24 protein-coding genes are annotated in these 22,997 nt (G+C 69.9%); 10 read left to right on the plus strand and 14 right to left on the minus strand.

Going from position 1 to position 22,997, the window contains the following annotated elements; genetic code table 11:
* Nucleotides 1-7: 7 nt before the first annotated feature.
* Genes ABD808_RS16780 through ABD808_RS16790 form a run of 3 tightly spaced genes read right to left on the minus strand, consistent with a single transcriptional unit; the run spans nt 8 to nt 1,530 of the window.
* Entirely contained in the window at nt 8-616 is a 609-nt protein-coding gene (locus tag ABD808_RS16780) for a histidine phosphatase family protein (RefSeq protein ID WP_344897312.1), read from the minus strand.
* Complete coding sequence (locus ABD808_RS16785) at nt 574-1,332, minus strand: CbtA family protein (RefSeq protein ID WP_344897315.1); 759 nt, start codon at nt 1,330-1,332, stop codon at nt 574-576. Before ABD808_RS16785 ends, ABD808_RS16780 begins: the two co-directional genes overlap by 43 nt.
* A gap of 9 nt (nt 1,333-1,341) precedes the next feature.
* Nucleotides 1,342-1,530, minus strand: coding sequence for a CbtB domain-containing protein (locus tag ABD808_RS16790; protein WP_344897319.1), 189 nt, complete (start codon nt 1,528-1,530; stop codon nt 1,342-1,344).
* Between the two features lie 290 nt (nt 1,531-1,820).
* Here ABD808_RS16790 and ABD808_RS16795 point away from each other — a divergent pair, with 290 nt between their 5' ends.
* Nucleotides 1,821-3,143, plus strand: a complete 1,323-nt coding sequence (locus ABD808_RS16795; RefSeq protein WP_344897322.1) for a metal-dependent hydrolase family protein — start codon at nt 1,821-1,823, stop codon at nt 3,141-3,143.
* Nucleotides 3,144-3,152: 9 nt separating this feature from the next.
* Here the strand turns inward: ABD808_RS16795 and ABD808_RS16800 are convergent, their stop codons facing one another.
* Nucleotides 3,153-4,127 carry a GlxA family transcriptional regulator gene (locus ABD808_RS16800; protein ID WP_344897325.1) on the minus strand — a complete coding sequence of 325 codons (975 nt, stop codon included), beginning with the start codon at nt 4,125-4,127 and terminating at the stop codon, nt 3,153-3,155.
* A 71-nt stretch (nt 4,128-4,198) separates the two neighbouring features.
* Between ABD808_RS16800 and ABD808_RS16805 the strand changes: the two genes are divergently transcribed.
* Nucleotides 4,199-5,404, plus strand: a complete 1,206-nt coding sequence (locus ABD808_RS16805; protein WP_344897328.1) for an MFS transporter — start codon at nt 4,199-4,201, stop codon at nt 5,402-5,404.
* 392 nt (nt 5,405-5,796) lie between these two features.
* Here the strand turns inward: ABD808_RS16805 and ABD808_RS38515 are convergent, their stop codons facing one another.
* The gene (locus tag ABD808_RS38515) at nt 5,797-6,171 is read right to left on the minus strand and encodes a TerB N-terminal domain-containing protein (RefSeq protein ID WP_425548933.1); all 375 of its coding nucleotides are present in this window, start codon (nt 6,169-6,171) and stop codon (nt 5,797-5,799) included.
* 225 nt (nt 6,172-6,396) lie between these two features.
* On the opposite strand from ABD808_RS38515, the gene gad reads away from it, so the two are divergent.
* Nucleotides 6,397-7,818: a glutamate decarboxylase gene (gene gad, locus ABD808_RS16810; RefSeq protein ID WP_344897331.1), complete on the plus strand. Its 1,422-nt coding sequence runs from the start codon at nt 6,397-6,399 to the stop codon at nt 7,816-7,818.
* Between the two features lie 27 nt (nt 7,819-7,845).
* On the plus strand, nt 7,846-8,715 hold the full coding sequence (locus ABD808_RS16815; RefSeq protein ID WP_344897334.1) for a class II glutamine amidotransferase: 870 nt from the start codon (nt 7,846-7,848) through the stop codon (nt 8,713-8,715).
* 24 nt (nt 8,716-8,739) lie between these two features.
* Here ABD808_RS16815 and ABD808_RS16820 read toward each other — a convergent pair whose 3' ends face one another.
* From ABD808_RS16820 to ABD808_RS16830, 3 genes are all read right to left on the minus strand, one after another.
* On the minus strand, nt 8,740-8,919 hold the full coding sequence (locus ABD808_RS16820; RefSeq protein WP_344897337.1) for a DUF1737 domain-containing protein: 180 nt from the start codon (nt 8,917-8,919) through the stop codon (nt 8,740-8,742).
* 73 nt (nt 8,920-8,992) lie between these two features.
* Entirely contained in the window at nt 8,993-9,247 is a 255-nt protein-coding gene (locus ABD808_RS16825) for an ATP-binding cassette domain-containing protein (protein WP_344897962.1), read from the minus strand.
* Nucleotides 9,228-9,410, minus strand: coding sequence for an ATP-binding cassette domain-containing protein (locus tag ABD808_RS16830; protein ID WP_344897340.1), 183 nt, complete (start codon nt 9,408-9,410; stop codon nt 9,228-9,230). Before ABD808_RS16830 ends, ABD808_RS16825 begins: the two co-directional genes overlap by 20 nt.
* A gap of 99 nt (nt 9,411-9,509) precedes the next feature.
* Here ABD808_RS16830 and ABD808_RS16835 point away from each other — a divergent pair, with 99 nt between their 5' ends.
* From ABD808_RS16835 to ABD808_RS16845, 3 genes are read left to right on the plus strand one after another with little or no spacing between them, the layout of a single operon-like run.
* On the plus strand, nt 9,510-10,202 hold the full coding sequence (locus tag ABD808_RS16835) for a TetR/AcrR family transcriptional regulator C-terminal domain-containing protein (RefSeq protein ID WP_344897343.1): 693 nt from the start codon (nt 9,510-9,512) through the stop codon (nt 10,200-10,202).
* Between the two features lie 57 nt (nt 10,203-10,259).
* Complete coding sequence (locus ABD808_RS16840; protein WP_344897346.1) at nt 10,260-10,862, plus strand: RNA polymerase sigma factor; 603 nt, start codon at nt 10,260-10,262, stop codon at nt 10,860-10,862.
* Nucleotides 10,859-11,986, plus strand: a complete 1,128-nt coding sequence (locus ABD808_RS16845; RefSeq protein WP_344897349.1) for a CU044_5270 family protein — start codon at nt 10,859-10,861, stop codon at nt 11,984-11,986. Before ABD808_RS16840 ends, ABD808_RS16845 begins: the two co-directional genes overlap by 4 nt.
* Before the next feature lie 24 nt (nt 11,987-12,010).
* Here the strand turns inward: ABD808_RS16845 and ABD808_RS16850 are convergent, their stop codons facing one another.
* The gene (locus tag ABD808_RS16850; protein ID WP_344897352.1) at nt 12,011-12,367 is read right to left on the minus strand and encodes a MerR family transcriptional regulator; all 357 of its coding nucleotides are present in this window, start codon (nt 12,365-12,367) and stop codon (nt 12,011-12,013) included.
* A 104-nt stretch (nt 12,368-12,471) separates the two neighbouring features.
* Between ABD808_RS16850 and ABD808_RS16855 the strand changes: the two genes are divergently transcribed.
* The gene (locus ABD808_RS16855) at nt 12,472-13,143 is read left to right on the plus strand and encodes an SDR family NAD(P)-dependent oxidoreductase (protein WP_344897355.1); all 672 of its coding nucleotides are present in this window, start codon (nt 12,472-12,474) and stop codon (nt 13,141-13,143) included.
* Between the two features lie 20 nt (nt 13,144-13,163).
* Here the strand turns inward: ABD808_RS16855 and pntB are convergent, their stop codons facing one another.
* The gene (gene pntB / locus ABD808_RS16860; protein ID WP_344897358.1) at nt 13,164-14,615 is read right to left on the minus strand and encodes a Re/Si-specific NAD(P)(+) transhydrogenase subunit beta; all 1,452 of its coding nucleotides are present in this window, start codon (nt 14,613-14,615) and stop codon (nt 13,164-13,166) included.
* A gap of 3 nt (nt 14,616-14,618) precedes the next feature.
* Complete coding sequence (locus tag ABD808_RS16865) at nt 14,619-16,151, minus strand: Re/Si-specific NAD(P)(+) transhydrogenase subunit alpha (RefSeq protein ID WP_425548934.1); 1,533 nt, start codon at nt 16,149-16,151, stop codon at nt 14,619-14,621.
* Between the two features lie 453 nt (nt 16,152-16,604).
* Between ABD808_RS16865 and ABD808_RS16870 the strand changes: the two genes are divergently transcribed.
* Together ABD808_RS16870 and ABD808_RS16875 are read left to right on the plus strand one after the other, a co-directional pair.
* Entirely contained in the window at nt 16,605-17,777 is a 1,173-nt protein-coding gene (locus tag ABD808_RS16870; RefSeq protein WP_344897364.1) for a serine hydrolase domain-containing protein, read from the plus strand.
* 11 nt (nt 17,778-17,788) lie between these two features.
* Nucleotides 17,789-19,336 carry an alpha/beta hydrolase gene (locus tag ABD808_RS16875; protein ID WP_344897367.1) on the plus strand — a complete coding sequence of 516 codons (1,548 nt, stop codon included), beginning with the start codon at nt 17,789-17,791 and terminating at the stop codon, nt 19,334-19,336.
* A gap of 87 nt (nt 19,337-19,423) precedes the next feature.
* Here ABD808_RS16875 and ABD808_RS16880 read toward each other — a convergent pair whose 3' ends face one another.
* From ABD808_RS16880 to ABD808_RS16890, 3 genes are all read right to left on the minus strand, one after another.
* The gene (locus tag ABD808_RS16880; protein ID WP_425548935.1) at nt 19,424-20,890 is read right to left on the minus strand and encodes a CehA/McbA family metallohydrolase; all 1,467 of its coding nucleotides are present in this window, start codon (nt 20,888-20,890) and stop codon (nt 19,424-19,426) included.
* 129 nt (nt 20,891-21,019) lie between these two features.
* A complete protein-coding gene (locus tag ABD808_RS16885; RefSeq protein WP_344897373.1) occupies nt 21,020-21,679 on the minus strand; it encodes a LuxR C-terminal-related transcriptional regulator in 660 nt (219 codons plus the stop codon).
* Nucleotides 21,652-22,941 (minus strand): sensor histidine kinase, encoded by a 1,290-nt coding sequence (locus ABD808_RS16890; protein ID WP_344897376.1) that lies wholly within the window; start codon nt 22,939-22,941, stop codon nt 21,652-21,654. The genes ABD808_RS16885 and ABD808_RS16890 overlap by 28 nt, the downstream gene beginning before the upstream one ends.
* Between the last annotated feature and the right edge of the window lie 56 nt (nt 22,942-22,997).

A 22,997-nucleotide genomic window follows, 5' to 3' on the forward strand; every position in this document is an offset into this window, starting at 1 on the left:
GTGGTGTTCAAGCAGGAACCTTCCGATTGACGTGGGCGACCCGCCAGCCGCCCCCGGCGGAGGTGAGCCGGGTCGTGGACAGGGGCGCGAGGTCGAAACGATCGGCCGCCATGACGTCCAGACCGAGAACGTGGGCGAGCGCGGCCCGGATGACCCCCGCGTCACAGACCGCGATCCCCGACGCGCCGCTACCGAGCCAGTCGGCGACACGGTCCGCGAGGTCGGCGCGGCTCTCCCCGCCATGCGGGACGGCGCGCGGATCCGACAGCCACGAGGCGAGCGCGTCCGGCTCGTTCTCCGCGACCACCGCGTAAGGGACGCCCGCCCAGCGCCCGCACTCAGCTTCGGCCAGCGCCGCGACCGGCCGGGCGTCGAGACCGAGGGCGGCACAGGTCTCCCGCGCGGCGCGGGCGGGCGACGACCACGCCTCGGCGTCGCGCGGCAGCGTCCCGCCCAGAAGCCTCGCCCTGGCCAGCCCGCTCGCGTCGGCCGGGCCGTCGGCGGAGTCGTCGGCGGGGAAGCGAACCTCTCGCATCCCCGCCGACGTCGCGTGCCGGACGAACAGCACCTCGCTCAGGCGGGCACGGCAGGACGCCGGGCCCGGTCGCACACCCACCCGAACAGGACACCGAACGCCGCCCAGAACACCAGTTGCGTGCCGAAGGAGACGATGCGGAACTCCCACAACAAGCTCGCGGGGAACCCGTCCGGCACCTCGTTGACCCCGGGCAGCAGCAGCGACGCCACCACGACCGGGACGAGGAAGGCGACCACGGCGGCCGCGCCACGCTCCCAAGGCCCGGCGGTGACGCGCCTCGCCGCCGTCACGGCGGCCACCGCCGCGAACAATCCGACACCGACCATCGCCAGATAGAGCAGCGTCCGGCTGGTGATGGTCTCGGGATCGCCCACGGCGGGGGGATTCGCTGGATATTTCAGGAACGGGACGACGATGACCGCGGCGAAGGCCGTCCCGGCGGAGGCGAGCGCGAGCCCGCCGTCCGACCGGGGCCCGACCCGTCCGCGCAACGCCGCGTAGACGAGCGCGAACACGCCGCCGACGGTGAGCCCGTACAGGCCGGTGGCGAGGAAGAGCCCGGCCTTCTGACCGGTGCGGCTCACCTCCGCCTCGTCGCCGTGCTCATGCTCCGCATGGGCCTTGCCAAGGTCGTGCGCGTGGTCGTGGTCGTGCGCGTGCTCGGCCGCGGCGGCGTTCTCGAACGCGATCGCGTCATCAATTCTGGGCTCGCCCGCGGCGAACGCGAACGCGCCCGCGACGAGCCCGGCCAGCAGGCCCAGCAAAAGGCCCCTGACCAGCAGGGTTCGGATCACAGGGCGGCCCTAGTGGCAGGGGACGCCGAGCAGATGCCGCCCGTCGTGCATCAACTCGTGCAGGTACCCGCCGGTCTGCGAGACGGCACCGTTGTCCATCAGGACGAGGTAGCCGATCAGCAGCAGCACGGGAACCGCGAGCAGCCATGGAACGAAACGGGGAAGGGGAATGTTGCCTGGAGCCGACAGCGTGCTCACAGTGGTGCCTCCGCAGGGGATCTGGCGCGTCCCGGACAATGAGGTCGCGGCCGCCCGAGCGACCTGGCTCCCGGGATCGTCGTCCCGGATACAGTGGCGCGTCCGCACCGGCATCTCACCGGATTTCCCTCGGGCAACCGTGAATCACGCGAACCGTACGGTTCCGTCCGCGCGGTTGTCAAGGGACGATCCTGTTACCCCGGCGGCGGCTCGCAAAGATACGTCTGTGCTGGAGGCAAGGCTTCCGCCGGGCGGCTATCCGGCGCCCGGCGCGCGGGCATTCGCCGGTCATGAGCGAGCGGCGTCCCACCGGCGTGATCGTGATCCGTGGCGCGCGGATCTTCGACGGGCTGAGCGACCAGGTCCGGACCGGGCATGTGGTGACCGAGGGCACCAAGATCAAGCACGTGGGATCCGGGGACCCGCCGCCCGTCCCGGCGGACGCGACCGTGATCGACGGCCGCGGCCGGACGCTCATTCCCGGGCTCAGCGATGCGCACGCTCACGTCCTGCTAGCCGGTGCCACTCAGGAGGAACTGCTCCTCGGGGGCGCGGGCGTCGGCTACCTGAAGGGCGCCGCCGAGGCCGAGGCGATGCTGATGCGCGGGTTCACCACGGTGCGCGACATGGCGGGCGACACCGGAGACCTCAAACGGATGATCGACGCGGGCGCGCTGCCCGGCCCCCGGATCTATCCGAGCAACGCGGCGCTCTCCCAGACCGGCGGGCACGGCGACTTCGGCATGGTCTACGACGTGCCGACGATTCTCGGCGGAACCCAGAGCCGCGCCGAGAGCCTTGGGATGATGCGGGTCGCCGACGGGACGTCCCAGGTGCTGGCCGGTGCGCGCGAACAGCTGAAGAAGGGCGCGTCCCAGATCAAGATGATGGCCGGGGGCGGCGTCGCGTCCGCCTACGACCACCTGGACGTCATGCAGTACACCGCCGACGAACTGCGCGCCGGGGTGCGGGCCGCGTCCGACTGGGGCACCTACGTCTCGGTTCACGTGTACACGGGGGCCGGGATCCGCCGGGCGGTGGAGGCGGGCGTGCAGGTGATCGAGCACGCCCACCTGGCCGATGAGGACGACGTCAGGTTCATGGCCGACCACGGGATCTGGCTGTCCACGCAGCCGTTCGCCGAGTCCGACCACGCCTACGCGAACCCGGCGTCGGCCGCGAAGAACCGGGAGGTGTGCCGGGGCGTGGAGCGCCTCTTCGGCTGGGCCGCCGACCACGGGGTGCGGCTCGCGTTCGGCACGGACCTCCTTCTGGCCCCGTCCAAGTCCACCCTGCAAAGTGAGATGCTCACCCGTCTGGCCGGGCTGACCGGCAGCGCGCTGACCGGGCTGCGGATCGCCACGTCCGGCAACGCCGAACTGTTCCGCAAGTCCGGCCCTCGGGACCCTTACCAGATCCCGACCATCGCCGACGAGGCCGCGTTCGGGACGGCGCCGCACCTGGCCCGGCTGGGCGTCGTCGCCGAGGGCGCCTGGGCCGACCTCCTCCTGGTCGACGGCGACCCGACCCGCGACCTGAGCGTCCTCGGCGACCCCGCCACCACCCTCAAGGTCATCATCAAGGACGGCCGCGTCCACAAGAACACCCTGTGACCACGGCCGTCAGCGGAAGGAGCGGCGGTAGGCGGCCGGGGTGGTGCGCAGGGCGGTGTGGAATCGGCGGCGGAGGTTGACCGCCGAGGAGAGCCCGACGCGGGTGGCGATGGTCTCGACGGGCAGGTCCGTCTCCTCCAGCAGGGCGCGGGTGGCGGCGAGGCGGCGTTCCAGCAGCCAGCGGGCGGGCGGGACGCCCAGTTGGTCGGTGAACTGGCGGGTCAGGGTGCGGGCGGAGACCCCCGAGTGGGCGGCCATGTCCTGGACGGTGACCTGGTCGGGCAGACGGGCCAGGAGCCATTCGAGCAGCGGCGCCAGCGAGTCGGGCATGGGGCCGTTGGTCGGGAGGGGAGGGAACTGCCGCTGGCGGCCCTCACGATGTGGACCAGCGGCGAACTGTCGTCCGACCCGCATGGCGTGGGCCGCGCCGTGCTCTCGGCGGACCTGGTGGAGGCAGAGGTCCAGGGCGGCGGCCGAGGCTCCGGCTGTCGCGACGTCACCGTGGTCGATGTAGATGACGGTGTCGTCCGGGACGACGCGGGGATGGCGGACGGCGAAGTCGGCGGCGAGTTCCCAGTGGACGGAGGCGCTGCGACCGTCCAGCAGGCCGAGCGCGGCCGGGATGAAGATTCCGGCGCACACGGCGACGACACGGGCGCCCCGGGAATGGGCCCGTGACACCGCGTCGAGGATGGCGGGCGTCGGATGGATGGTCCAGCCCGCGATGAGCACGGTGTCGGCGTCGTCGATGGCTTCGAGCCCGTCGTCCACCTGGACGGGAACGCCGAGCGTCGTCGTGAGCGACCCGGGCCGCTCGGCGCACAGCCTGAAGCCGTAGTGCTGCGGAATGTCGGGCCCGTGGTACCCGAAGACGGCCGACGCCGACGTGACCGGATACAACTCCTGGTTCGGGGCGACCAGCGCGACCACACGATGCGGGTCCAGGGGCCGGGGCGGCGTCTCCCGGCAGTTCACGACAGCCATGGCGCAAATGTACCTAATGATGTCATCTGGGACACCGGCGGTCTGATCTGGAGAAATCCAGAATTGGGGCCATGTGGACGAGGACCTTCACCCTCTACTTCGCCGCCCGCACGGTCTCCCTGCTGGGCGACGCGATGATGCCCGTCGCCTCGGCGCTGGCGATCGGGGACGTGTACGGAATCGCGGGTGTCGGCTACGTCCTCGGCCTCTGGACCGCGTCCGCCGTGCTCGTCATGCTGTTCGGCGGCGTCGTCGCCGACCGCATCGGCGCCCGCCGCATAATGATCTTCGCGGACGCGGTCCGGATCATCACCCAGGGGACCGTCGCCCTCGCCTTCCTGGACGGAACCCCGCCCTACACGTTGCTGCTGGTGACGGCGTCCTTCTCCGGGATGGCCGCCGGACTGTTCGAACCGGGCGTCTTCGGCATGGTCCCCCTGGTCGCCGAGGACCCGCAGCGGGCCAACGCGACCCTGAAGATCTCCGAGGCGGTCACCCAGCTGGCGGGCCCCGCACTGGCCGGAGTCCTCGTCCTCGCCACCGGCCCGGTCTTCGTCTACGCGCTGGACGCCACGACGTTCCTGGTCAGCGGGCTGTGCCTGACCCTGATCCGGGTCGCCGTGCCGAAGCCGGAGCCGTCCGATGTGCTGAGCGACCTGCGCCGGGGCTGGGACGAGTTCCGCGCCAGGACCTGGATGTGGTCGGTCATCCTCGTCTGGGTGTTCTGGGGCCTGCTGGTGATCGGCCCGTCCGTACCACTGGCGTCCCAGCTCATCGGCGCCGACTACGGCTGGGTGATGGCGGCGCTCGGCCTCGGCACCGTCCTCGGCGGCCTGGTCGCGATCAGACTCCGCCCACGCCGCCCCCTCGCCGCCGGAGCGATAGCGCTGACCGGCTACGTCCCGGCCCCCCTGACGATCGCCCTCGACCTACCCCTCCCCGCCCTGATGGCCGGACACCTCCTAGGTGGCTGCGCGATGGCCTTCTGGTCCGTGATGTGGTCGACGACCGTCCAAACCCAGATCACCCCGGACGTAATGAACCGCGTCAACGCCTACCAGGTCGCTGGCTCAGTAACAGGAATGGCGATAGGCCAGGCCCTGGCAGGCCCAGCCACCAAGCTGGTAGAACCACGCACCTTCATGCTCGGCTCAACCCTAATAACAATCACCACGATCACAGCCCTACTCCTGATCAAGCCAATCAGAAACCTACGCCACACAACCCCAAAAGCCCCCGACCAACCCACTCCCACCCCGGCCGCCGCGTCCACATAGCCACGGAACGACCTCACCCACGGCCCACGTCCGAACCGCTGCGGCACGGTTCAGGGGCTTCTGTACGACGAGAGCGTCGAGCTGCCAGTCCTCCAGATCCTCGCTCGCAAGCGGAAGCTGTTCGACGTCTTCTCCGCGCGCGCAAGTGAGACGCCCCGAGGCAGTCGACCTTTGTCATTGCTCGAGAGGGTGGAGAGTAAGGAGAAGGGCTTGTTCGGCGGGATGGGAATCCCATGCCTTTGCGAGGCATTCGTGGACGTGTTTCCGGGCTCGTGGGTCGAGTTCGAGTGCTCGGGCGGTGTCGTGTAGGAGTGAGATCTGTTGGTTGAACGATTCGGGCGTTCGCGTTGCTTCAGCGATCTGATGTGCGTAGACGACCTGTGCGTGGGTGCTCATCGCGGGTATGGGCAGCGTGCGACGAAGCGGTGCGGCGGGTGTGTGGGCGCGCTGTCGGCACCGTCTCTGTGTCTGCGGCCGCCCTCCAGCCACCGCAGGTAGGCGGCACGACACTGAGGGGAGATCTCCGCGTAGGAGGGCCAGTAGCCCAGGTCCTTGCCCGTCCAGTCAGGCGAGCCGAAGTCGGCTGGGAGACGCGGATCGATCAGCGCCGGTTCGACATCCCGTCCAGAGACCGCGGGAAGGTCCGCGCCCACGTACAGCATGCCTCCCGGCAAGGTGCGCCCGGCGACACGGCACGCTTCTCCCGGCCCCCACCAACGGACGGCCGACGGCCGCCGCACACCCCCCTCCACGCCCGCCCACGACACGCTCGCGCCCCCTCACCACCCCGAACACCCCGTTCGAAGCTCACAGCCGATGCGCTAGTGATGACGCTTCTCTCCGGTGCTCGGATGACGTCCGCGTGGCCGCGAACTCGCTTGTGACGGCATCGTGACGTACGCGGCGGGGACGCGTTCGTGCGCGACGGCGTGGGTTGATGGGGCGTGGGTGGGGAAGCGGGGGTGTGGGTGGGTAAGGAGAGTGAGGGAGCCATGGCTGGGCGGGAGCACGCGGGGGAGAGTCGGGATCTGGAGATCAATCCGATTTTCAGTCGGGAGCCGATCCGGGTGCCGCGATTCGCCTTGCCGGACGGGGAGATGGAGCCGGGGACCGCTTACCAGGTCGTGCATGACGAGTTGATGCTTGACGGCAACGCGCGGCAGAACCTGGCGACGTTTGTTGCGACGTGGGCTGAGCCGCAGGCCAGGGAGTTGATGGCCGAGTGCGCCGAGAAGAACATGATCGACAAGGACGAGTATCCGCAGACCGCCGAGCTGGAGCAGCGGTGTGTGCGGATGCTCGCTCGGCTCTGGCATGCCGAGGATTCGCGGCACGCCATGGGGTGTTCGACGACCGGGTCCAGCGAGGCCGCGATGCTCGGTGGGCTTGCCCTCAAGCGGCGGTGGCGGGAGCGGCGGCGAGGCGAGGGGAAGTCGACGGACCGGCCCAATCTGGTGATGGGCATCAATGTGCAGATCTGCTGGGAGAAGTTCGCCGACTACTTCGAGGTCGAGCCCCGGTACGTGCCGATGGAAGGCGACCGGTTCCACCTCACTCCTGACAAGGCTGTCGAGCTGTGCGATGAGAACACCATTGGGGTTGTTGCTGTTCTTGGCTCGACGTTTGATGGCAGTTATGAACCGGTTGCTGACATCTGTGCCGCGCTCGATGATCTGTGCGCGCGGACTAGCCTGGATATTCCGGTTCATGTGGACGGTGCGTCGGGCGCGATGATCGCGCCCTTTCTCGATCCTGATCTGGAGTGGGACTTTCGGCTGCCGCGGGTCGCGTCGATCAACACGTCCGGGCACAAGTACGGGCTCGTCATGCCGGGTGTCGGGTGGGCGCTGTGGCGCGATGGGGACGCGCTGCCCGACGACCTGGTGTTCCACGTCAACTACCTCGGCGGCGACATGCCGACGTTCGCGCTGAACTTCTCCCGGCCTGGGGCCCAGGTCGTCGCCCAGTACTACAACTTCCTGCGGCTCGGCTTCGAGGGTTACCGGCGTGTGCAGCAGACCTGCCGGGACGTTGCCAAGCGGCTGGCCGCCGAGATCGCCGCCCTTGGTCCGTTCGATTTGGTCACCGATGGCTCGGAGGCTCCGGTCTTCGCGTTCCGGACGCGGGAAGGCATCACCGACTTCACCGTTTTCGATGTTTCGGCGGCCCTGCGTGAGCGTGGGTGGCTGGTGCCCGCCTATACGTTCCCCAAGAACCGTACCGATTTGGCGGTGCTGCGCATTGTTGTTCGCAACGGTTTCAGCCATGACCTGGCGGACCTGCTACTGGACGATCTGCGCCGCGTTCTGCCGAGACTGAGCAGGCAGGGGAAGCCGCACCGTGATGCCGATGACCTCGGTGGCTTCGCTCACGGGGCCGAGACCAAGAACCCGCGTCGGCCGGGGCGCCACTGATTCGTTCAGGGAGGAAGGTAGGAGATCATGTGCCGTCTTTTCGGTCTCAGCAGCGCACCGCAGCCGACGCAGGCCACCTTCTGGCTACTGGACGCTCCCGACAGTCTCAGCGCGCAGAGCCACCGCGACCCCGACGGCACCGGGCTGGGCTTTTTCACCGCTGACGGGACGCCGCAGGTGCACAAGGCGCCGATCGCGGCGTATGAGGATCGTTGTTTCGCGGCGGAGGCCACGCATGTCGAATCCACGACTTTCGTGGCGCATGTTCGTTACGCCTCCACCGGTGGGCTGCAAGCCCGCAACACGCATCCGTTCCAGCAGAACGACCGGCTCTTCGCACATAACGGGGTCATTGAGGGGCTGGACTTGCTTGATCGGCACCTGGGGTCGGATCGGTCGCTTGTTCAGGGCGATACTGATTCTGAACGGTTCTTCGCGTTGATCACCCGTGAGGCTCGGGCCCATGGTGGTGATGTCGGCGCTGGGATCGAGCGGGCCGTGCGGTGGATCGCTGAGAGTCTTCCTGTTTTCGCTCTCAACCTTGTTCTGACCACGCGCGACGAGCTGTGGGCGCTGCGCTATCCCGACACGCATCGGCTGTACGTGCTCGAGCGTGAGGCGGGCGGCCACCATGGTGACCGGCGCCTTGACCACAGCGGGACGGACGGGCACATCCGGGTTCATTCGCAGACCTTGACGGACGCCCCGGCCGTCGTGATCGCCAGTGAACGCATGGACGACGACACGCGATGGCGGCCGCTGGACCCCGGCGAACTGCTCCATGTCGACTCCGCCCGCCAGGTGCACAGCAAGATCATTTTGGCGCGGCCGCCGACGCATCGGCTCACCCTCAAGGACCTGCGGCCTGACGCCGCTGCCTCCCAGCAGGCCGCCTGACCAGGAGCCTTGTGGTTGTTCGAGTTAGTCCTCGGCGCGGACAAGGGCTTGGGCGACGATGACCCGGTCTCCGCTGAACGTGAGGGACGGGGCGCCGTGCAACTCGTATCCGAGGTCGAGCGCCTCGCTGACCCGCCAGCAGAAGGAATCGTCGTCGGGGCCGGTGAGAACGCGGTATCGGGGGAGTCGTCGATCGTCAGCCATGCGCCGATCCTACGGCGGCGGTGAGCCGTCCATGAGTGTGGTGGACGGCTCACCGGAGCGGGGGGGACGCGGTTCAGCGATTGCGCTCGTTTCGGGCGAAGAAGAATGTGCCCACGAGCACGAAGACTGCGAAGAACTCCAGCCCGCTGGTCGGTTCGTCGAGGAAGAGCGCGTCCGGCGAGCACATGAGCGAGCGGATGATCTCCAGGCTCCGCTTCATCCCGCCCGAGAATGTTCTGAGCGGCTTGAAGAGTTGGCCGCCGATGCCGATGCCGATGCCGATGAGCTCGGTGAGCTGGCCGACTTGATCACGATAGCTCCGGGGCATCACCCGGTAGAATCGTCGTGGTCTTTCCCGCGCCGTTCGGGCCGAGGAAGGCGAAGAACTCTCCGCGCCGCACCGAGAAGCTGATGTCGTCGACGGCGTTGCGATCGGCTCGGCGATATCTCTTCACCAGATTGGAGACCTGGACGGCAGGATCTCCGGGCATGTGGCCCCTGAGTGCGAATCCTACACTGTAAGACTTGAATTCTACGGCGTGAGATTAGCTATCGCGCGCGCGATGGAGTCAAGTCCGAGGAGGAGACCCATGGCACTGCAACGGCATGAGGTGGTCGACGCCGCCCTCCAGCTGCTGGACCGCGACGGTCTCGAAGGCGTGACGCTCCGCCGGTTGGCGAAGGAACTGGAAGTCCAGGCCATGTCGCTGTACTGGTACGTGCGGAACAAGCAGGACCTGCTCGACGAGATGGCCAACGCCATCCTCGGCGTTCAGTTCGACGACCATCCGGAACGTCGGGCGGACCAGCCCTGGCAGGATTGGCTCACCGATTCGGCTCACGCACTGCGTGATGCGCTGCTGTCCCGGCAGCATGGCGCGCGAGTGGTCGTCGGCGCGAACCTTGACCGGGCGGTGCGGTTCGCCGATATGTCAGAGATGTTGATCCGGACGCTCGTCGAAGCCGGATTCGACCTCCTGAGCGCCCGCAATGTGACGCTGACGGTCATCCATTACACGTTCGGCCAGGTCATCGAGGAACAGGCGTTCAACGAACTCTCAGGGGTCGATGAGGCGGCCATGAAGGAACTCAACGAGCGCGTTCCGACCGTCGCCGCGTCGATCGGCGAGGTCATGGCGAGCGGGCGGACGCCCAGAGACCTGTACGACGACGGCCTCCAGCTGATCATCAGAGGAGCCGCCCCCGTCCAGGCCGGACCTGAACGAACCCGCCCCCCGGCCTGGCACCGGTCGCCGCCCGAACATCATCGATATCCCGTGTAATCCGAGGGCGCCTTCTCCGACTTCTTGGCGTATCGCTCCGAGAAGAAAGGAGGTGGCGTGGACGAGCAAGAGGCCCGATTCACCCGCCTCTACGAGACGTACTACCGCAACGTGTTCGGCTACGTCGTGCTGCGGGTCCCGTCCAACGCGGCCGAGGACGTCACCGACGAGGTGTTCACGATCGCCTGGCGGAAGATCGCGGACATCCCGGAACGGGCGCTGCCGTGGCTGCTGGGCGTCGCGCGGAACCTCGTCCGGCGGTCGCACGCCGACGCCGGGCAGGCGCGGCATCTCGTCGACCGGCTGGCCGACCTGTCCACCGACACCGACCGGTACGCCTGGGACGCCGCCGACCACGTGGTGGCCCGTGACCAGGCGCTGGCCGCGTTGCGCACGCTGTCGGCCAAGGAAGCGGAGGCGGTGACGCTGGCCGCCTGGCACGGCCTCGATCCCGCCGACGCCGCCCGTGTCGCCGGGTGCTCCCGCACCGCCTTCGTCGTCCGGCTGCATCGCGGACGACGACGGCTGGCCCGGGCGCTCGACGCGTCCCCCGAGCCCGCCGAGCCCCGCGAGCCCGCCGAGTCCCCCGAGGCCCGTGGGCCCGCCGTGCGGATGCCCGAACCCACCCCGTCCGCCCGAGCCATTCCGGAGAAGCGATGAAGCAGAGCGAACTCGACCGAGTGATCCACGACCTGAAGCCCGTGTCGGCCGACGAACTCGCCGACGCCGCCTACGCGCGGCACTCCGACGCGGCGATGGTCCGAGCGCGCGCGGGACGGCCCGAGGCACGAGAGAGGCGACGGCCCGTCCGGCGGCTGGCGTTCGCCACCGGCGCCGTCGCGGCGGTGACCGCGACGGCGGTGCTGGCTACCGTCGCGCTGTCCGGAGGCGACCAGGGCGCCCATGACGGCAGGGCCAAGGGCCCCGGCGAGGTCGCGACGATCGACGCCCGCACGTTCCTGCTGGCCAGCGCCGAAAAGGTCGCCAAGGAGCCCGCCACCCACGGGACCTGCTGGTACACCCGGACGCGCACCTGGCAGGACCTGGCGCCCCGCAAGCCCCGTCCCGGCGAACCGATCTCCCGGGACCCGCGCCAGACGTTTCGAGCGCAGACCGCGAGCAGCGCGGAGACCTGGTCGTGCACGCTCCCGGGCGTCACCCGGATGAGGTTCCGCACGCGCGTGCCGCTCGACATCAAGGTCACCTTCCCGACCGAGGAGGACGAGAAGCGCTGGCGGGCAGCAGGGTCGCCCCCGATCTCCTTGGACGGCGGCGACACGACGTCCAAGCCGTTCACGACGACGTACGAGCAGCGCTCGCACCTGGTGAACCCCGTGATCGGCTCCCATGAGATCGAGTGGAAGAACATCGCGAAACTACCGGCGACGAAACAGAGCCTGAACAGCTACCTGCGGAAACTCTGGAACCAAGACCGCAAGGGTGGCGCGAACGGGTACACGGCGCCCGCCGACTACGGTCAGTACGTCTTCGTCAGCGCCTGGGATCTCTTCATGGCCCCGACCACCCCCGGCACGCGGGCGGCGCTCTACCGGATCCTGTCCGACGACCCGTCCATCCAGGTCACCGGCCGGATGAAGGACCGGGACGGCAGGTCGGGCGTCACCGTCACCGCGCGCGGCACCGGCGTCCGCCTCGTGATCGACCCGTCGACCGCCCGGCTCCTCGACTACCTGGAATTCGGCGACGGCGGTACGGTCAACGAGTACCTCGCCTTCGAACGCCAGGGCTGGGTGAACAAGATCGGCACCACTCCCGCGAGCTGACCGGCAGGACGGCTCTCCGGCCCGTCACGCCGTCAGGGAGGCGAGCCAGCTGTCGAGCGCCTGTTGGGAGCCCTGCAACTGGCTGATCGTCTGGCTGATGCGGGCGCGTTCGCGGCGCAGGTGGGTGACCATGCCGGGGCAGGGCGACGGGATCAGCCGTCCGCCGTCGTCGTGGACGCAGTCCAGCAGCTGGGCGATGACCGCCGTGGGCAGGCCCGCGTCGAGCAGCGCGCGGATGTGCCGGACCGCGTCGACGTCCGACTCGCTGTACTGGCGGTAGCCGTTGGGCAGGCGGGTCGGACGCAGCAGGCCCTGTTCCTCGTAGTAGCGCAGCAGCCGCCGGTTCACTCCCGTCTGGTCGGCCAGGTCGCCGATCCTCATGCGCGCGTCCTCTCGACCTGCTGGTTCCCGTGGTTGACCTTCACATGATGTGACGCCATAACGTCACGACCACCAGGGATCTTCCATCCAAGAAGGGGGCAACGATGTCCGGAGCCGTGGTGGTCGGGGCAGGTCCGGGGATCGGCCGGTCGGTCGCGCTCAGGTTCGCGCGGGAAGGGCTGCCCGTCGCCGTCGTGGCCAGGACGGCCGCGACGGTGCGGGCGGTCGCCGACGAGGTCGCCGCGCTGGGGGTCCGGGCCGTGCCGTTGACGGCGGACGTCGCCGACGAGGTGTCCGTGCGGGCCGCGCTCGACGCGGCGACCAGCGAGATCGGCCTGCCGGACGTCGTCGTCTACAACGCGGCGCTCGTCCAGCCGGACGCGCTCGGCGAGCTGACGGCGCGCGCCCAGCTGGACGCCTGGGCCGTCAACGTCGTCGGCGCGTTGACGGCCGCCGCGCACGTGGCCCCGGAGATGGCCCGGCGCGGCACCGGCTCGTTCCTGATCACCGGCGGGATGCCCGAGCCCAAGCCGCAGTACGTGAGCCTGTCGCTGGGCAAGGCCGGGGTGCGGACGCTGGTTCGCCTCCTCGACCAGGAGTACGGGCCCGCGGGCGTGCACGCGGCCTCGGTGACCGTGGACGGTCCCGTCGCCCCCGGCACCCCGTTCGACCCGGACCTCATCGCCGAGCACTACTGGCACCTGCACGGCCAGCCGCAGGACCAGTGGCAACAGGAAGTCCTGTACAGCGGGCTGAGCCCGGCGCACGACCATTGATCAGGCGTGCCGGTCACACGTCAGGATCGTCCAGCACCCACGGGTGTGAGGTGGCCGAGGGCCTGGAGGATGTCGTTGACCCGTTCCTTGGCGTCGCCGAAGAGCATCTGGGTGTTGTCGCGGAAGAACAGCGGGTTCTGGACGCCCGCGTACCCGGTGGCCATCGACCGTTTGAACACGATGACCTGCTGGGCGTTCCAGACCTCCAGGACGGGCATCCCGGCGATGGGGCTGGTGGGGTCCTCCTCGGCGGCGGGGTTGACGATGTCGTTGGCGCCGATCACCAGGACGACGTCGGCGGCGCCGAAGTCGTCGTTGATCTCGTCCATCTCCAGCACCAGGTCGTAGGGCACCTTGGCCTCGGCGAGCAGCACGTTCATGTGGCCGGGCAGGCGTCCGGCGACCGGGTGGATGCCGAACCTGACCTGGACGCCGCTGTCCCGCAGCCGCGCGGTCAGCGCGGCGACCGGTGCCTGGGCCTGGGCGACGGCCATGCCGTAGCCCGGAACGATGATCACTGAGGAGGCCGCGGCGAGCGCGCCGGCGGTCTCCTCGGCGGTGATCTCGCGGTGCCTGCCCTGGTCGCCGCCGGAAGCGGCGGGCGCCTCAAGCCCGAAGCCGCCCGCGATGACCGAGAGGAACGAGCGGTTCATCGCCCGGCACATGATCGCCGACAGGTAGGCGCCAGAGGAGCCCACCAGCGCGCCGACGATGATCAGCAGGTCGTTGCCGAGCAGGAACCCGGACGCGGCTGCCGCCCACCCCGAGTAGCTGTTCAGCATGGAGACGACCACTGGCATGTCGCCGCCGCCGATGGAGGCGACCAGGTGCCAGCCGAGCAGCAGCGCCACCGCGGTGACCGCGACGAGCGCCCACGCCTGGGGTTCGACGACGAAGACGACGGTGAGCGCGACGAAGGCGACGAGCGCCGCGACATTGAGCAGGTTCTTGCCCGGCAGCATCAGCGGCGCGGACTTCAACCTGCCCGACAGCTTCCCGAACGCCACGATCGAGCCGGTGAGGGTGACGGCGCCGATGAACACGCCGATGAAGACCTCGGCGCTGTGGATGCCGAGCATGTCGTCGCGGGCGAGCGCGGCCGCCTCCGACCCGTCCGGATGGCGCTCGACGTGCAGGTAGCCGCTCCAGCCGACCAGGACGGCGGCCAGCCCGACGAAGCTGTGCAGCAGTGCGATGAGCTCGGGCATCGCGGTCATCTCCACCGCCCGCGCCCGGTTCAGTCCGATCAGCGCGCCGACCGCGACCGCGGCCACGAGGAGCGCGAACGCGGGGACGCCGATGCCGTCGTCGATGGTCAGGGCGATGGTCGCGACCAGCGCCACGGCCATGCCGAGCATGCCGTAGGTGTTGCCCAGGCGTGCGGACTCGTGCCGGGACAGCCCGGCAAGCGCGCGAATGAAGAACAGTGCCGCGACGATGTACGCCGCGGTCGCCGTGGTTGCGATCGTCATCGGCTAGCTCCTGACGAACATGGCGAGCATGCGGCGGGTGACCGCGAATCCGCCGAAGACGTTGATGCTCGCGAGCAGGATCGCCGCGAGCGAGAGCACGGTGATCGCCGCGTTTCCGGAGCTGATCTGCACCAGCGCCCCGACCACGATGATCCCGGAGATCGCGTTGGTCACCGACATCAGCGGGGTGTGCAGCGCGTGGTGCACGTTCCCGATGACGTAGTAGCCGATCACGATGGCCAGCGCGAACACGGTCAGGTGCACCTGCAACGCCGCCGGTGAGAGGGCGATCAGCCCGAACATCGCGGCGGCCGCGACCGCGGTCCCGATCCGGCGCAACGCGGGATTCGCCGTGCGGGACGGGGCGTCCGCCTCGGCCTCCTGCCGAACCGGTTGGGCGACCGTGGGGGCCGCCGAGACCGACACGGGGGGCGGCGGCCAGGTGAGTTCGCCCTCGCGGACGACGGTCATCGAGCGTTGCACGACGTCGTCGAAGTCCAGGACGAGTTCGCCGTCCCGCTCCGGGGTCATCAACTGCATCAGGTTGACCAGGTTGGTGCCGTACAGCTGGGACGCCTGCGCGGGCAGCCGCCCGGCCAGGTCGGTGTAACCGAGGATGATCACGCCGTTCGGGGTGACCACCCGCTCGCCGGGAACCGTGCCCTCGACGTTGCCGCCGTTGGCCGCGGCCATGTCGACGATCACCGAGCCCGGCCGCATCGTCGCGACCATCTCGGCGGTGATCAGCGTCGGCGCCGGTTTGCCCGGAATGAGCGCGGTCGTGACGACGATGTCGACCTCACGACACTGGTCGGCGTAGAGCGCGGCGGCGCGGACGTTGTAGTCGTCCGACATCTCCTTGGCGTAACCAGTGTTCGGGGCGCTGTCGGGCTCGTTCTCGGCGACGGCGAGGTAGTCACCGCCGAGCGAGCGCACCTGGTCGGCGACCTCCGGCCGCGGGTCGGTGGCCCGCACGATCGCGCCCAGGCTCCCGGCCGCGCCGATCGCCGCGAGCCCGGCGACACCGGCCCCCGCGACCAGCACCTTCGCCGGTGGCACCTTGCCCGCCGCGGTCACCTGGCCGGTGAAGAACCGTCCGAACTCGTGCGCCGCCTCGATCACCGCCCGGTATCCGGCGATGTTGGCCATCGAGGACAGCACGTCGAACGACTGCGCCCGGGAGATCCGCGGCACCGCGTCGAGGGAGAGCGCCGTGATGGGACGCTTCGCGAGCTCCTCCACCAACTCGGGCTTGAACCGAGGACTCAGCAGACCGATCAGCGTGGCACCGGGCCGCAACGCGTCCAGCCGCTCAGGGGAAGGCGGGTTGACGCCCAACACCACGTCCGCGGCGTCCGCGTCACCGATGGCGGCGCCCGCGGCCTCGTACTGGTCGTCGGGAAAGCCCGACTCCGCCCCGGCCCCGGTCTCGACGACCACCTCGTACCCGAGCTTCTGCAGCTGGAGGACGGTGTCCGGCGTCACCGCCACCCGCCGCTCACCGGGTGGATCCTCCTTGAGAACCCCAACGATCATGACAAACACCTCACATCTCTTGCGCATCAGCGGCCAACGGACGCAGCGCGGGCACCGCGCGCCGGGCCGGGTCGCCCGCCTGTCAGGAGCGGGCGCGGACGAGCGGACGGCATCAGGTATCTCGGTATCAAGCTAATTCTGCCGCGCCCACACTCGCATCCGCTTTGCGCTGTGTGCCAGTCTTCGTCACCAAAGTTTGGGCACATGGGATAGTCCCGCTACCCACAGCGACGACGGGAATGCGCTCAGACTCACAACCGGCGAGTCTGTCCCCTTCACCGTACGTCCCCGTCCCAAGCGGGTGACGTGCCGCCGAGCGCGGCGGCCGAGGGGGGCCTTCGGGCGTCGCGGTGGTGGTGCTAGCCCGAAGATCGTTTGTGCGGGCAGCACCAAGGGGATTCTGGGTGATCACCGCAGTGTGTCCGGGTGGGGGCCGCTTCTAGCGTTCTCGCCATGACGACAACTGAATCGAGGCGGAGCCGTGCCGTCCGCGGGACGGTCGCGGTGCTGGCCGTGGGCACCGCGATCGGCGGCACGGTCGCGGTCCCGACGTCCGCGCGGGCCGCGCCGCCGCGCGGGTGCGGTGATCGCGTCGCCGTCCGGCAGGTCCTGAACCGGGTGACGGGCGTCCACGGGCTGACCGGCGCGGCCGTGCGCGTGGACGACCCGCGCTGCGGACCGTGGACGGCCGCGAGCGGAAAGGCCGACCGGCGCACCGGACGGCCGATGAGCGCGGACATGCGGGTCCGGATCGCCAGCATCACCAAGACGTTCACCGCGACGGCGGTGCTCGGGCTCGCCGCCGAGGGACGGATCTCGCTGGACGCCCCGATCGACCGCTACCTGCCCGGCCTGGTCGATCGGAACGGCTACGACGGGCGCACGATCACCGTGCGGAGCCTGCTGCGACACACCAGTGGGCTACCCGACCACATGGAGACCTTCGAGTCCACGGAGGAATACCGGTTCCGGCACTTCGAGCCCGAGGAACTGGTCGAGCGGGCCCTGTCCCTGCCGCATCCCCCGGCGGGCTGGAACTACTCGACCACCAACTACGTCCTGGCGGGGCTCATCATCGAGAAGGTGACCGGCCACCGCGCCGAGGACGAGATCAGGCACCGGATCATCGACCCGCTGCGGTTGCGCGACACCTACTGGCCGGGCGACCAGGTCCGGATCAGGGGCTCGCACGCGCACGGCTACGTCCGCCAGGAAGAGGGTGGAACGGTCCGATGGGCGGACTACACCGCGCTGAACTCCACCGTGGCCTGGACCGGCGGCGCGCTGATCTCCACTCCCCGCGACGTGAGCGTCTTCCTCGGCGCACTCCTCGGCGGGCGGCTGCTCCCGCCACGGCTGATGGCGGAGATGAAGCGGACCGTCGCCGCGGATCCCGACCGCGTGTGGGAGGGCGCCCGGTTCGGTCTCGGCCTGATCGGGACGCCGCTGCGCTGCGGCGGGACGTGGTGGGGGCACGCCGGTGACATCGACGGCTTCACCACGATCGCGGGCGTCGCGCCGTCCGGCCGCCGCGTCTCCATCGCCTTCAACGAGAACCCCTCGACCTGGGAGGCGTTCAACGAGGAGCTGAACCTCGTCCAGACCGCCCTGTGCGACCCCCGATGAACGGAGTGACCTTGAGCAGGTTCCGAACGGCGGCCTCGCTGGCCGCTGGTGCCACGATGGTCGCCACGGTGATGGTGTCGGTGGCGCCCTCGTCGACGGCCGCCGCCCCGAAGGCGGGCGATCTGGACCGTTTCTACCACCAGCGCCTGGACTGGAAGGCGTGCACGCTGGGCCCCGACGACCAGGTCGGCAAGGAACTGGACGCGGCCGGAGCCCGGTGCGCCGACGTGACCGTCCCACTCGACTACTCCAAGCCGGACGGCCGCACCATCAAGGTCGCGATCTCGCGGCTGAAGGCGTCCGGCAAGGCGCCCAGGCTCGGCATGATGCTCCTCAACGGCGGCGGTCCGGGACCGGCCCTGGACATGCCGCCCTACATGCGGCAGCTGATGGGACCGGCCGGGCCGCGCTACGACCTGGTCGGCATGGACCCGAGGTCGCTCGGCCGGAGCGCCGGGGTCGACTGCGGCTGGAACGTCGGCACCTGGATCAAGGGGGCGGGGCCGAACCGCCGATCGTTCAGGCGGGCGGCTCGCTTCGCCAAGGACCTCGCGGACCGCTGCGCCCGGACGAACCGGAGCGTGCTGCCCCACATCAGCACCCGCAACATCGCCCGCGACATGGACGTCATCCGGGGCGCGCTCGGCGAGCGGATGATGTCCTACAACGGCGCGTCGTACGGCACCTACCTCGGCGCGGTGTACGCGACGATGTTCCCGGGTCGGCTCGACCGCGTCGTCCTGGACAGCTCGGTCGCCCCCGACATCTGGGGTCCGCGTCTGATCGCACCCGCCGTGGACGCCAACGAGGAAGCGTTGGCGGCCTGGGCCGGATGGGCGGCGGAACACGACGACAAGTACGGGCTGGGCGACAGCAAGGCCAAGGTTCTCAAGCTCGTGCACCACATCATCGCGGTGTCCGCCAAACGCCCCTTGGAGATCGGCCAGTACCGGCTGGACGCCACGCTGGTGCCGGTCTTCCTGCTCGACAACATCAGCACCGATGAGGAACCGGCACGTGCCGCCCTCGCCGAGTCCGTGCGGCTGATGCGGGAGGCCGCGGCGGGACGACCCGTCCAGCCGTCCCCGGACTTGGCCGCGGAACTCGAGTTCCTGACGGCGGCGACCCGCGAGGACGGAGCGGGAGGCAGCGGACAGGCCGCGATCATCTGCGGGGACGTCGCCGCGCCCCGCGACCCGGCCGTCTACTGGCGGGACGTCCAGAAGCACCGGGCCGAAGCGCCGATCTTCGGTGCGGTGGGCTACGACATCGGGCCCTGCGCGTACTGGCCGACGCGCCCCGTGGAGCCGCCGACCAAGATCAACATCGACCTGCCCGCCCTGATGGTGGCCGCCACCGGCGACACCCGCACCACGTACGAGAGCAACAAGACCCTGCACGGGCTGCTGCACGGCTCCAAGATGATCACACTGGACGCCTATGTCCACGCGCCCTACCAGCGCGGATACCCCAACAACTGCATCCTCGACCGGGTCAACGACTACCTCGTCACCGGCCGCCTCCCGGCTGACGACCTGACCTGCGCCCCAGAGATGTAGGCACCTGACAAGGCCCGGGAAGCGCACCCCACACCAGGAACGCGCCTCCCGGGCCTTTTCACCATTTCAGACGGCCCTGCCTCCGCTCTACGAGCGCTGTCGGTCGTCCAGGAAAATGGGGTTGGTCATGGCCGCCATCGCGCCGGACCTGCGCACTTCCGCGCGCACCCAGCGGCTGTACCGGCGGTAGGTCGTCCAGCGCGTCGTCAGGGTGCCGGTGTCGGGGACGACCTCGGTGTGCTGCTGTCCGACCTGGTCAAGAAGCCGCACCTTGGTGCCCGGAACGCCGCTGACCGTGAGTTGGAAGGTGACCGGCGTGCCGATGTCCACGGGGAGTTGTTCGCCGATTCCGACGGTTCGTTTTCCGTCTGTTGCGGTGAAACTCAGGTTCACCTTGGACGATTCGGCCAGCCAGGAACGTCCGGCGCGCAGGCCAGCGATCAGCGAGTCGCGGCGCAGGTGATCGGCGAACACCACGGTCTGCGGGGAACCGACGGTGTTCTGCGGGTTGTGCGCGTCGGAGTTGCCGATCGCCGGAATCCACCGGCCAGAACGCAGGAGGCCGTCCCAGTGGTTGAGCGCCGCCTCCTCTTCTTCGCTCCAGTCCTGATTCCATACCTCGACGAGGTCCGCCAGTTCATAGGCGAATTCGTAGCTGCAACCGAAACAGCTGGCAAAGGGGTGCGCGGCGGTGACCAGACCGCCCGCCTTGTGGACCTGGTGGACGAAGCGCCGGTAATCGCGCGAGTCCCCGGCTCTGTAACGCCAGTCGACCCACATTCCGGCGGGCAGACCGATGGCGGGCCAGTGCCCGGAACGCGTAGTGACCTCTTCACCATTGAGGATCAGCAGGTCGTCGGTGGCGTGATAACCCCACTGCAAAGACGCCGACGAAGTGTTGTGCTCGGTGGAGGTGATGAAGTCCAGCCCGGCGCCACTCGCCGCGGCGACGAGTTCCTCGGGCGTCCGGCGGCCGTCCGAATGGACGGTGTGCAGGTGGCAGTCGCCGCGATACCAGGAACGGCCACGGTCCCGAGCCGGGGCGCTCTGCGGAGCCGGTTTGGGCTTGAAAGGTGTGCCGGCGGGACCGAACCGCAACGTGATGTCGACGCGGTAGGCCATGCCCTGCGGAGCGACGGTGTACGGACCGAGAATGACGTGCCACGTGCCCCGCTTGATTGGACCCGCCAGATACCCCGGGGTGGCGCTGGACGCGCTGATGGTGAAACGGTCCCGGAACCCGCCGGACCAGCCACGGAAGCCGCGCGCGTTGCCCAGCTCATGCCCCTCCGGCCCGAAGATCCCGATGTCGCAGGCGTTGCCGCGCGTGCCCGCCGGGACCGTGGGCCTGTCGTAGGAGTAGACGACCTCGATCTCCTTGACCCCGTGCGGCACGTCCACCGGCAGGTAGAACCAGTCGTCGATGCTCGGCGGGAGGGTGCCGGTGACCGTGCGGGTCCTGTCGCCCCCGGCCTGCTCGGCGAACGCCACCCCCGGCAACAGATTCGCCGCCGCGACGACACCCCCGGCGGCGAGAAGACCGCGTCTGCTCAACTGGTTCACACTGACCTCCGATTCATTTATGGCCAGAGGAAGTCAGCCAGCTCCCCGTAACCATTCCGGGTATGGCAGGTAAATGGGGCGCAGCCGGGCCGAGATACCTGCGCCATTGCGGGTCGACTCTCAGCCGCGCAGGTAGGTGAGGACGGCCAGGACCCGGCGGTGGTCTTCCTCGGTGCGTGGGAGGTCGAGCTTTGCGAGAATGTTCCCGATGTGCTTGGCCACCGCCGCCTCGCTCACCGTCAGCGCCCGCGCGATTCCCATGTTGGTGCGTCCCTCCGCCATCAGGGCGAGCACCTCCCGTTCGCGGGCGGTCAGCCGGGCCAGCGGGTCGTGGCGGCGGCGCAGCAGGCGCCGGACGACCTCCGGGTCGACGACCGTGCCGCCCGCCGCCACCCGCTCCAGCGCGGCGCGGAACTCGTCGATGTCGCCGACCCGGTCCTTCAGCAGGTAGCCGACGCCGTGGCCGCCGACGGAGTCGAACAGCTCGGCCGCGTAGGCGTGCTGCACGTACTGGCTGAGCACCAGGACCGCGAGCCCGGGGTGGGCCGAACGCAGCTCCACGGCGGCGCGCAGCCCCTCGTCGGAGAACCCGGGCGGCATCCGCACGTCCGTCAGCACCAGGTCGGGCGCGTGCTCGGTGACCGCGGCGGCCAGCTCCCCGGCGTCGCCGACGGCGGCCACCACCTCGTGGCCGAACCTGGCGACGAGGCCGATCAGCCCCTCGCGCAGGAGCACGCCGTCCTCGGCGATGACTAGGCGCAGTGGTCGCCCGGGTCGCACGGCACCTCCAGCCGGACGAGGGTGGGCCCACCGGGCGGGCTGGACAGGTCGAGCGTGCCGCCCACGACGGAGATCCGGTCGATCAGCCCGGCCAGCCCGGTGCCCCGCGCCACCGCCGCGCCGCCGATCCCGTCGTCGCCGATCTCGACGGTGACGCGGTCGCCGTCCAGCCGGGCCGTGACCCGGGCGCTGGACGCCGCGCTGTGCTTGGCCACGTTGGCGAGCGCCTCGCTGACCGCGAAGTACAGCGCGCTCTCCACCGGCTCGGGGAGGCGCCCCGGCAGGTCGAGGTCGGCCGTGACCAGGACGGGGGAGCGACCGGCCAGCTCGTCGACCGCGGCGGGCAGGCCCCGGTCGGTGAGCAGCTGGGGATGGATGCCGTGGATCAGCTCGCGCAGCTCGTCCAGCGCGCGCTTCGCCTCCGCGTGCGCCTTCGCGACCAGGTCGCCGACCTCGCGTCCCGCGGCCGCGCCGGCGAGCCCCAGCGTCATGGTGAGGGCGACGAGGCGCTGCTGGGCGCCGTCGTGCAGGTCGCGTTCGATCCGGCGCCGCTCGGCCTCGAAGGCGTCGACGAGCCGCGCCCGCGAACGGGTCAGCTCGTCGACCCGCTCGGCCAGCTCCGGCTCGCGCGAGGCCACCAGCAGCAGCCGGGTGAGCGCCGCCCGCGCCGCCGCGACCGCCGTCATCAGGTATGCCGCGACCAGCGACGCGACGGCGCCGAGCGGCACCATGGCCCAGGACTGCCAGGCGGCGGTGAGCGTCCACGTCTTGAGCAGCCGTATCTCGCCGTCCGACCCGGCCGCCGCCATGATGGCCGGGGCCGAGAGCAGCGCCCCGGGCACCGCCAGCCCCGCCACCAGGGCCGCCAGCTCCAGCGGCCACAGCACGGTCGCCGACAGCAGCGTGAACGCCAGGTCCCGCCAGGTGGCCTGCTCGCGGAAACGGGTCCGTAACCAGGGCCAGAAGCCGGGACGTTCCGGGACGCGATGCGGGCCGGGCGCGGGCTCACCGTCGACCAGCCGCAGTCGACGCCGCTCCGCCGCCGCGACCGGCAGGCCGGACAGACCCAGCCCCAGCAGCAGCGGTACGCCCACGAGCAGCACGGCCGACACGATCCCGACGCTGAGCGCGACGGTCAGCAGGACCAGCTCCAGCGCACCGGCCACCGTCCCGGTCAGCAGGTACGCCACCGCCCGCCACGGCCAGCCGCTGATCAGGAACCCGCGATCGGTCAGCGCCTGCCAGGCCGTGCGTGATCGCATGGGACCGACCGTACCGGCGTGCCCCGCCCGGCGCCCATGACGGAAGGACCACCACC

This window comes from Actinomadura meridiana (assembly GCF_039537545.1).
Taxonomy (GTDB): Bacteria; Actinomycetota; Actinomycetes; order Streptosporangiales; family Streptosporangiaceae; genus Spirillospora; species Spirillospora meridiana.

Bases quoted from the DNA above. Each gene is read 5' to 3' on its own strand.
- ABD808_RS16795 (WP_344897322.1), top strand. From the start codon at position 1,821: ATGAGCGAGCGGCGTCCCACCGGCGTGATCGTGATCCGTGGCGCGCGG.
- ABD808_RS16800 (WP_344897325.1), bottom strand. From the start codon at position 4,127: ATGGCTGTCGTGAACTGCCGGGAGACGCCGCCCCGGCCCCTGGACCCG.
- ABD808_RS16805 (WP_344897328.1), top strand. From the start codon at position 4,199: ATGTGGACGAGGACCTTCACCCTCTACTTCGCCGCCCGCACGGTCTCC.
- gad (WP_344897331.1), top strand. From the start codon at position 6,397: ATGGCTGGGCGGGAGCACGCGGGGGAGAGTCGGGATCTGGAGATCAAT.
- ABD808_RS16815 (WP_344897334.1), top strand. From the start codon at position 7,846: ATGTGCCGTCTTTTCGGTCTCAGCAGCGCACCGCAGCCGACGCAGGCC.
- ABD808_RS16820 (WP_344897337.1), bottom strand. From the start codon at position 8,919: ATGGCTGACGATCGACGACTCCCCCGATACCGCGTTCTCACCGGCCCC.
- ABD808_RS16825 (WP_344897962.1), bottom strand. From the start codon at position 9,247: ATGCCCCGGAGCTATCGTGATCAAGTCGGCCAGCTCACCGAGCTCATC.
- ABD808_RS16830 (WP_344897340.1), bottom strand. From the start codon at position 9,410: ATGCCCGGAGATCCTGCCGTCCAGGTCTCCAATCTGGTGAAGAGATAT.
- ABD808_RS16835 (WP_344897343.1), top strand. From the start codon at position 9,510: ATGGCACTGCAACGGCATGAGGTGGTCGACGCCGCCCTCCAGCTGCTG.
- ABD808_RS16845 (WP_344897349.1), top strand. From the start codon at position 10,859: ATGAAGCAGAGCGAACTCGACCGAGTGATCCACGACCTGAAGCCCGTG.
- ABD808_RS16850 (WP_344897352.1), bottom strand. From the start codon at position 12,367: ATGAGGATCGGCGACCTGGCCGACCAGACGGGAGTGAACCGGCGGCTG.
- ABD808_RS16855 (WP_344897355.1), top strand. From the start codon at position 12,472: ATGTCCGGAGCCGTGGTGGTCGGGGCAGGTCCGGGGATCGGCCGGTCG.
- pntB (WP_344897358.1), bottom strand. From the start codon at position 14,615: ATGACGATCGCAACCACGGCGACCGCGGCGTACATCGTCGCGGCACTG.
- ABD808_RS16865 (WP_425548934.1), bottom strand. From the start codon at position 16,151: ATGATCGTTGGGGTTCTCAAGGAGGATCCACCCGGTGAGCGGCGGGTG.
- ABD808_RS16870 (WP_344897364.1), top strand. From the start codon at position 16,605: ATGACGACAACTGAATCGAGGCGGAGCCGTGCCGTCCGCGGGACGGTC.
- ABD808_RS16890 (WP_344897376.1), bottom strand. From the start codon at position 22,941: ATGCGATCACGCACGGCCTGGCAGGCGCTGACCGATCGCGGGTTCCTG.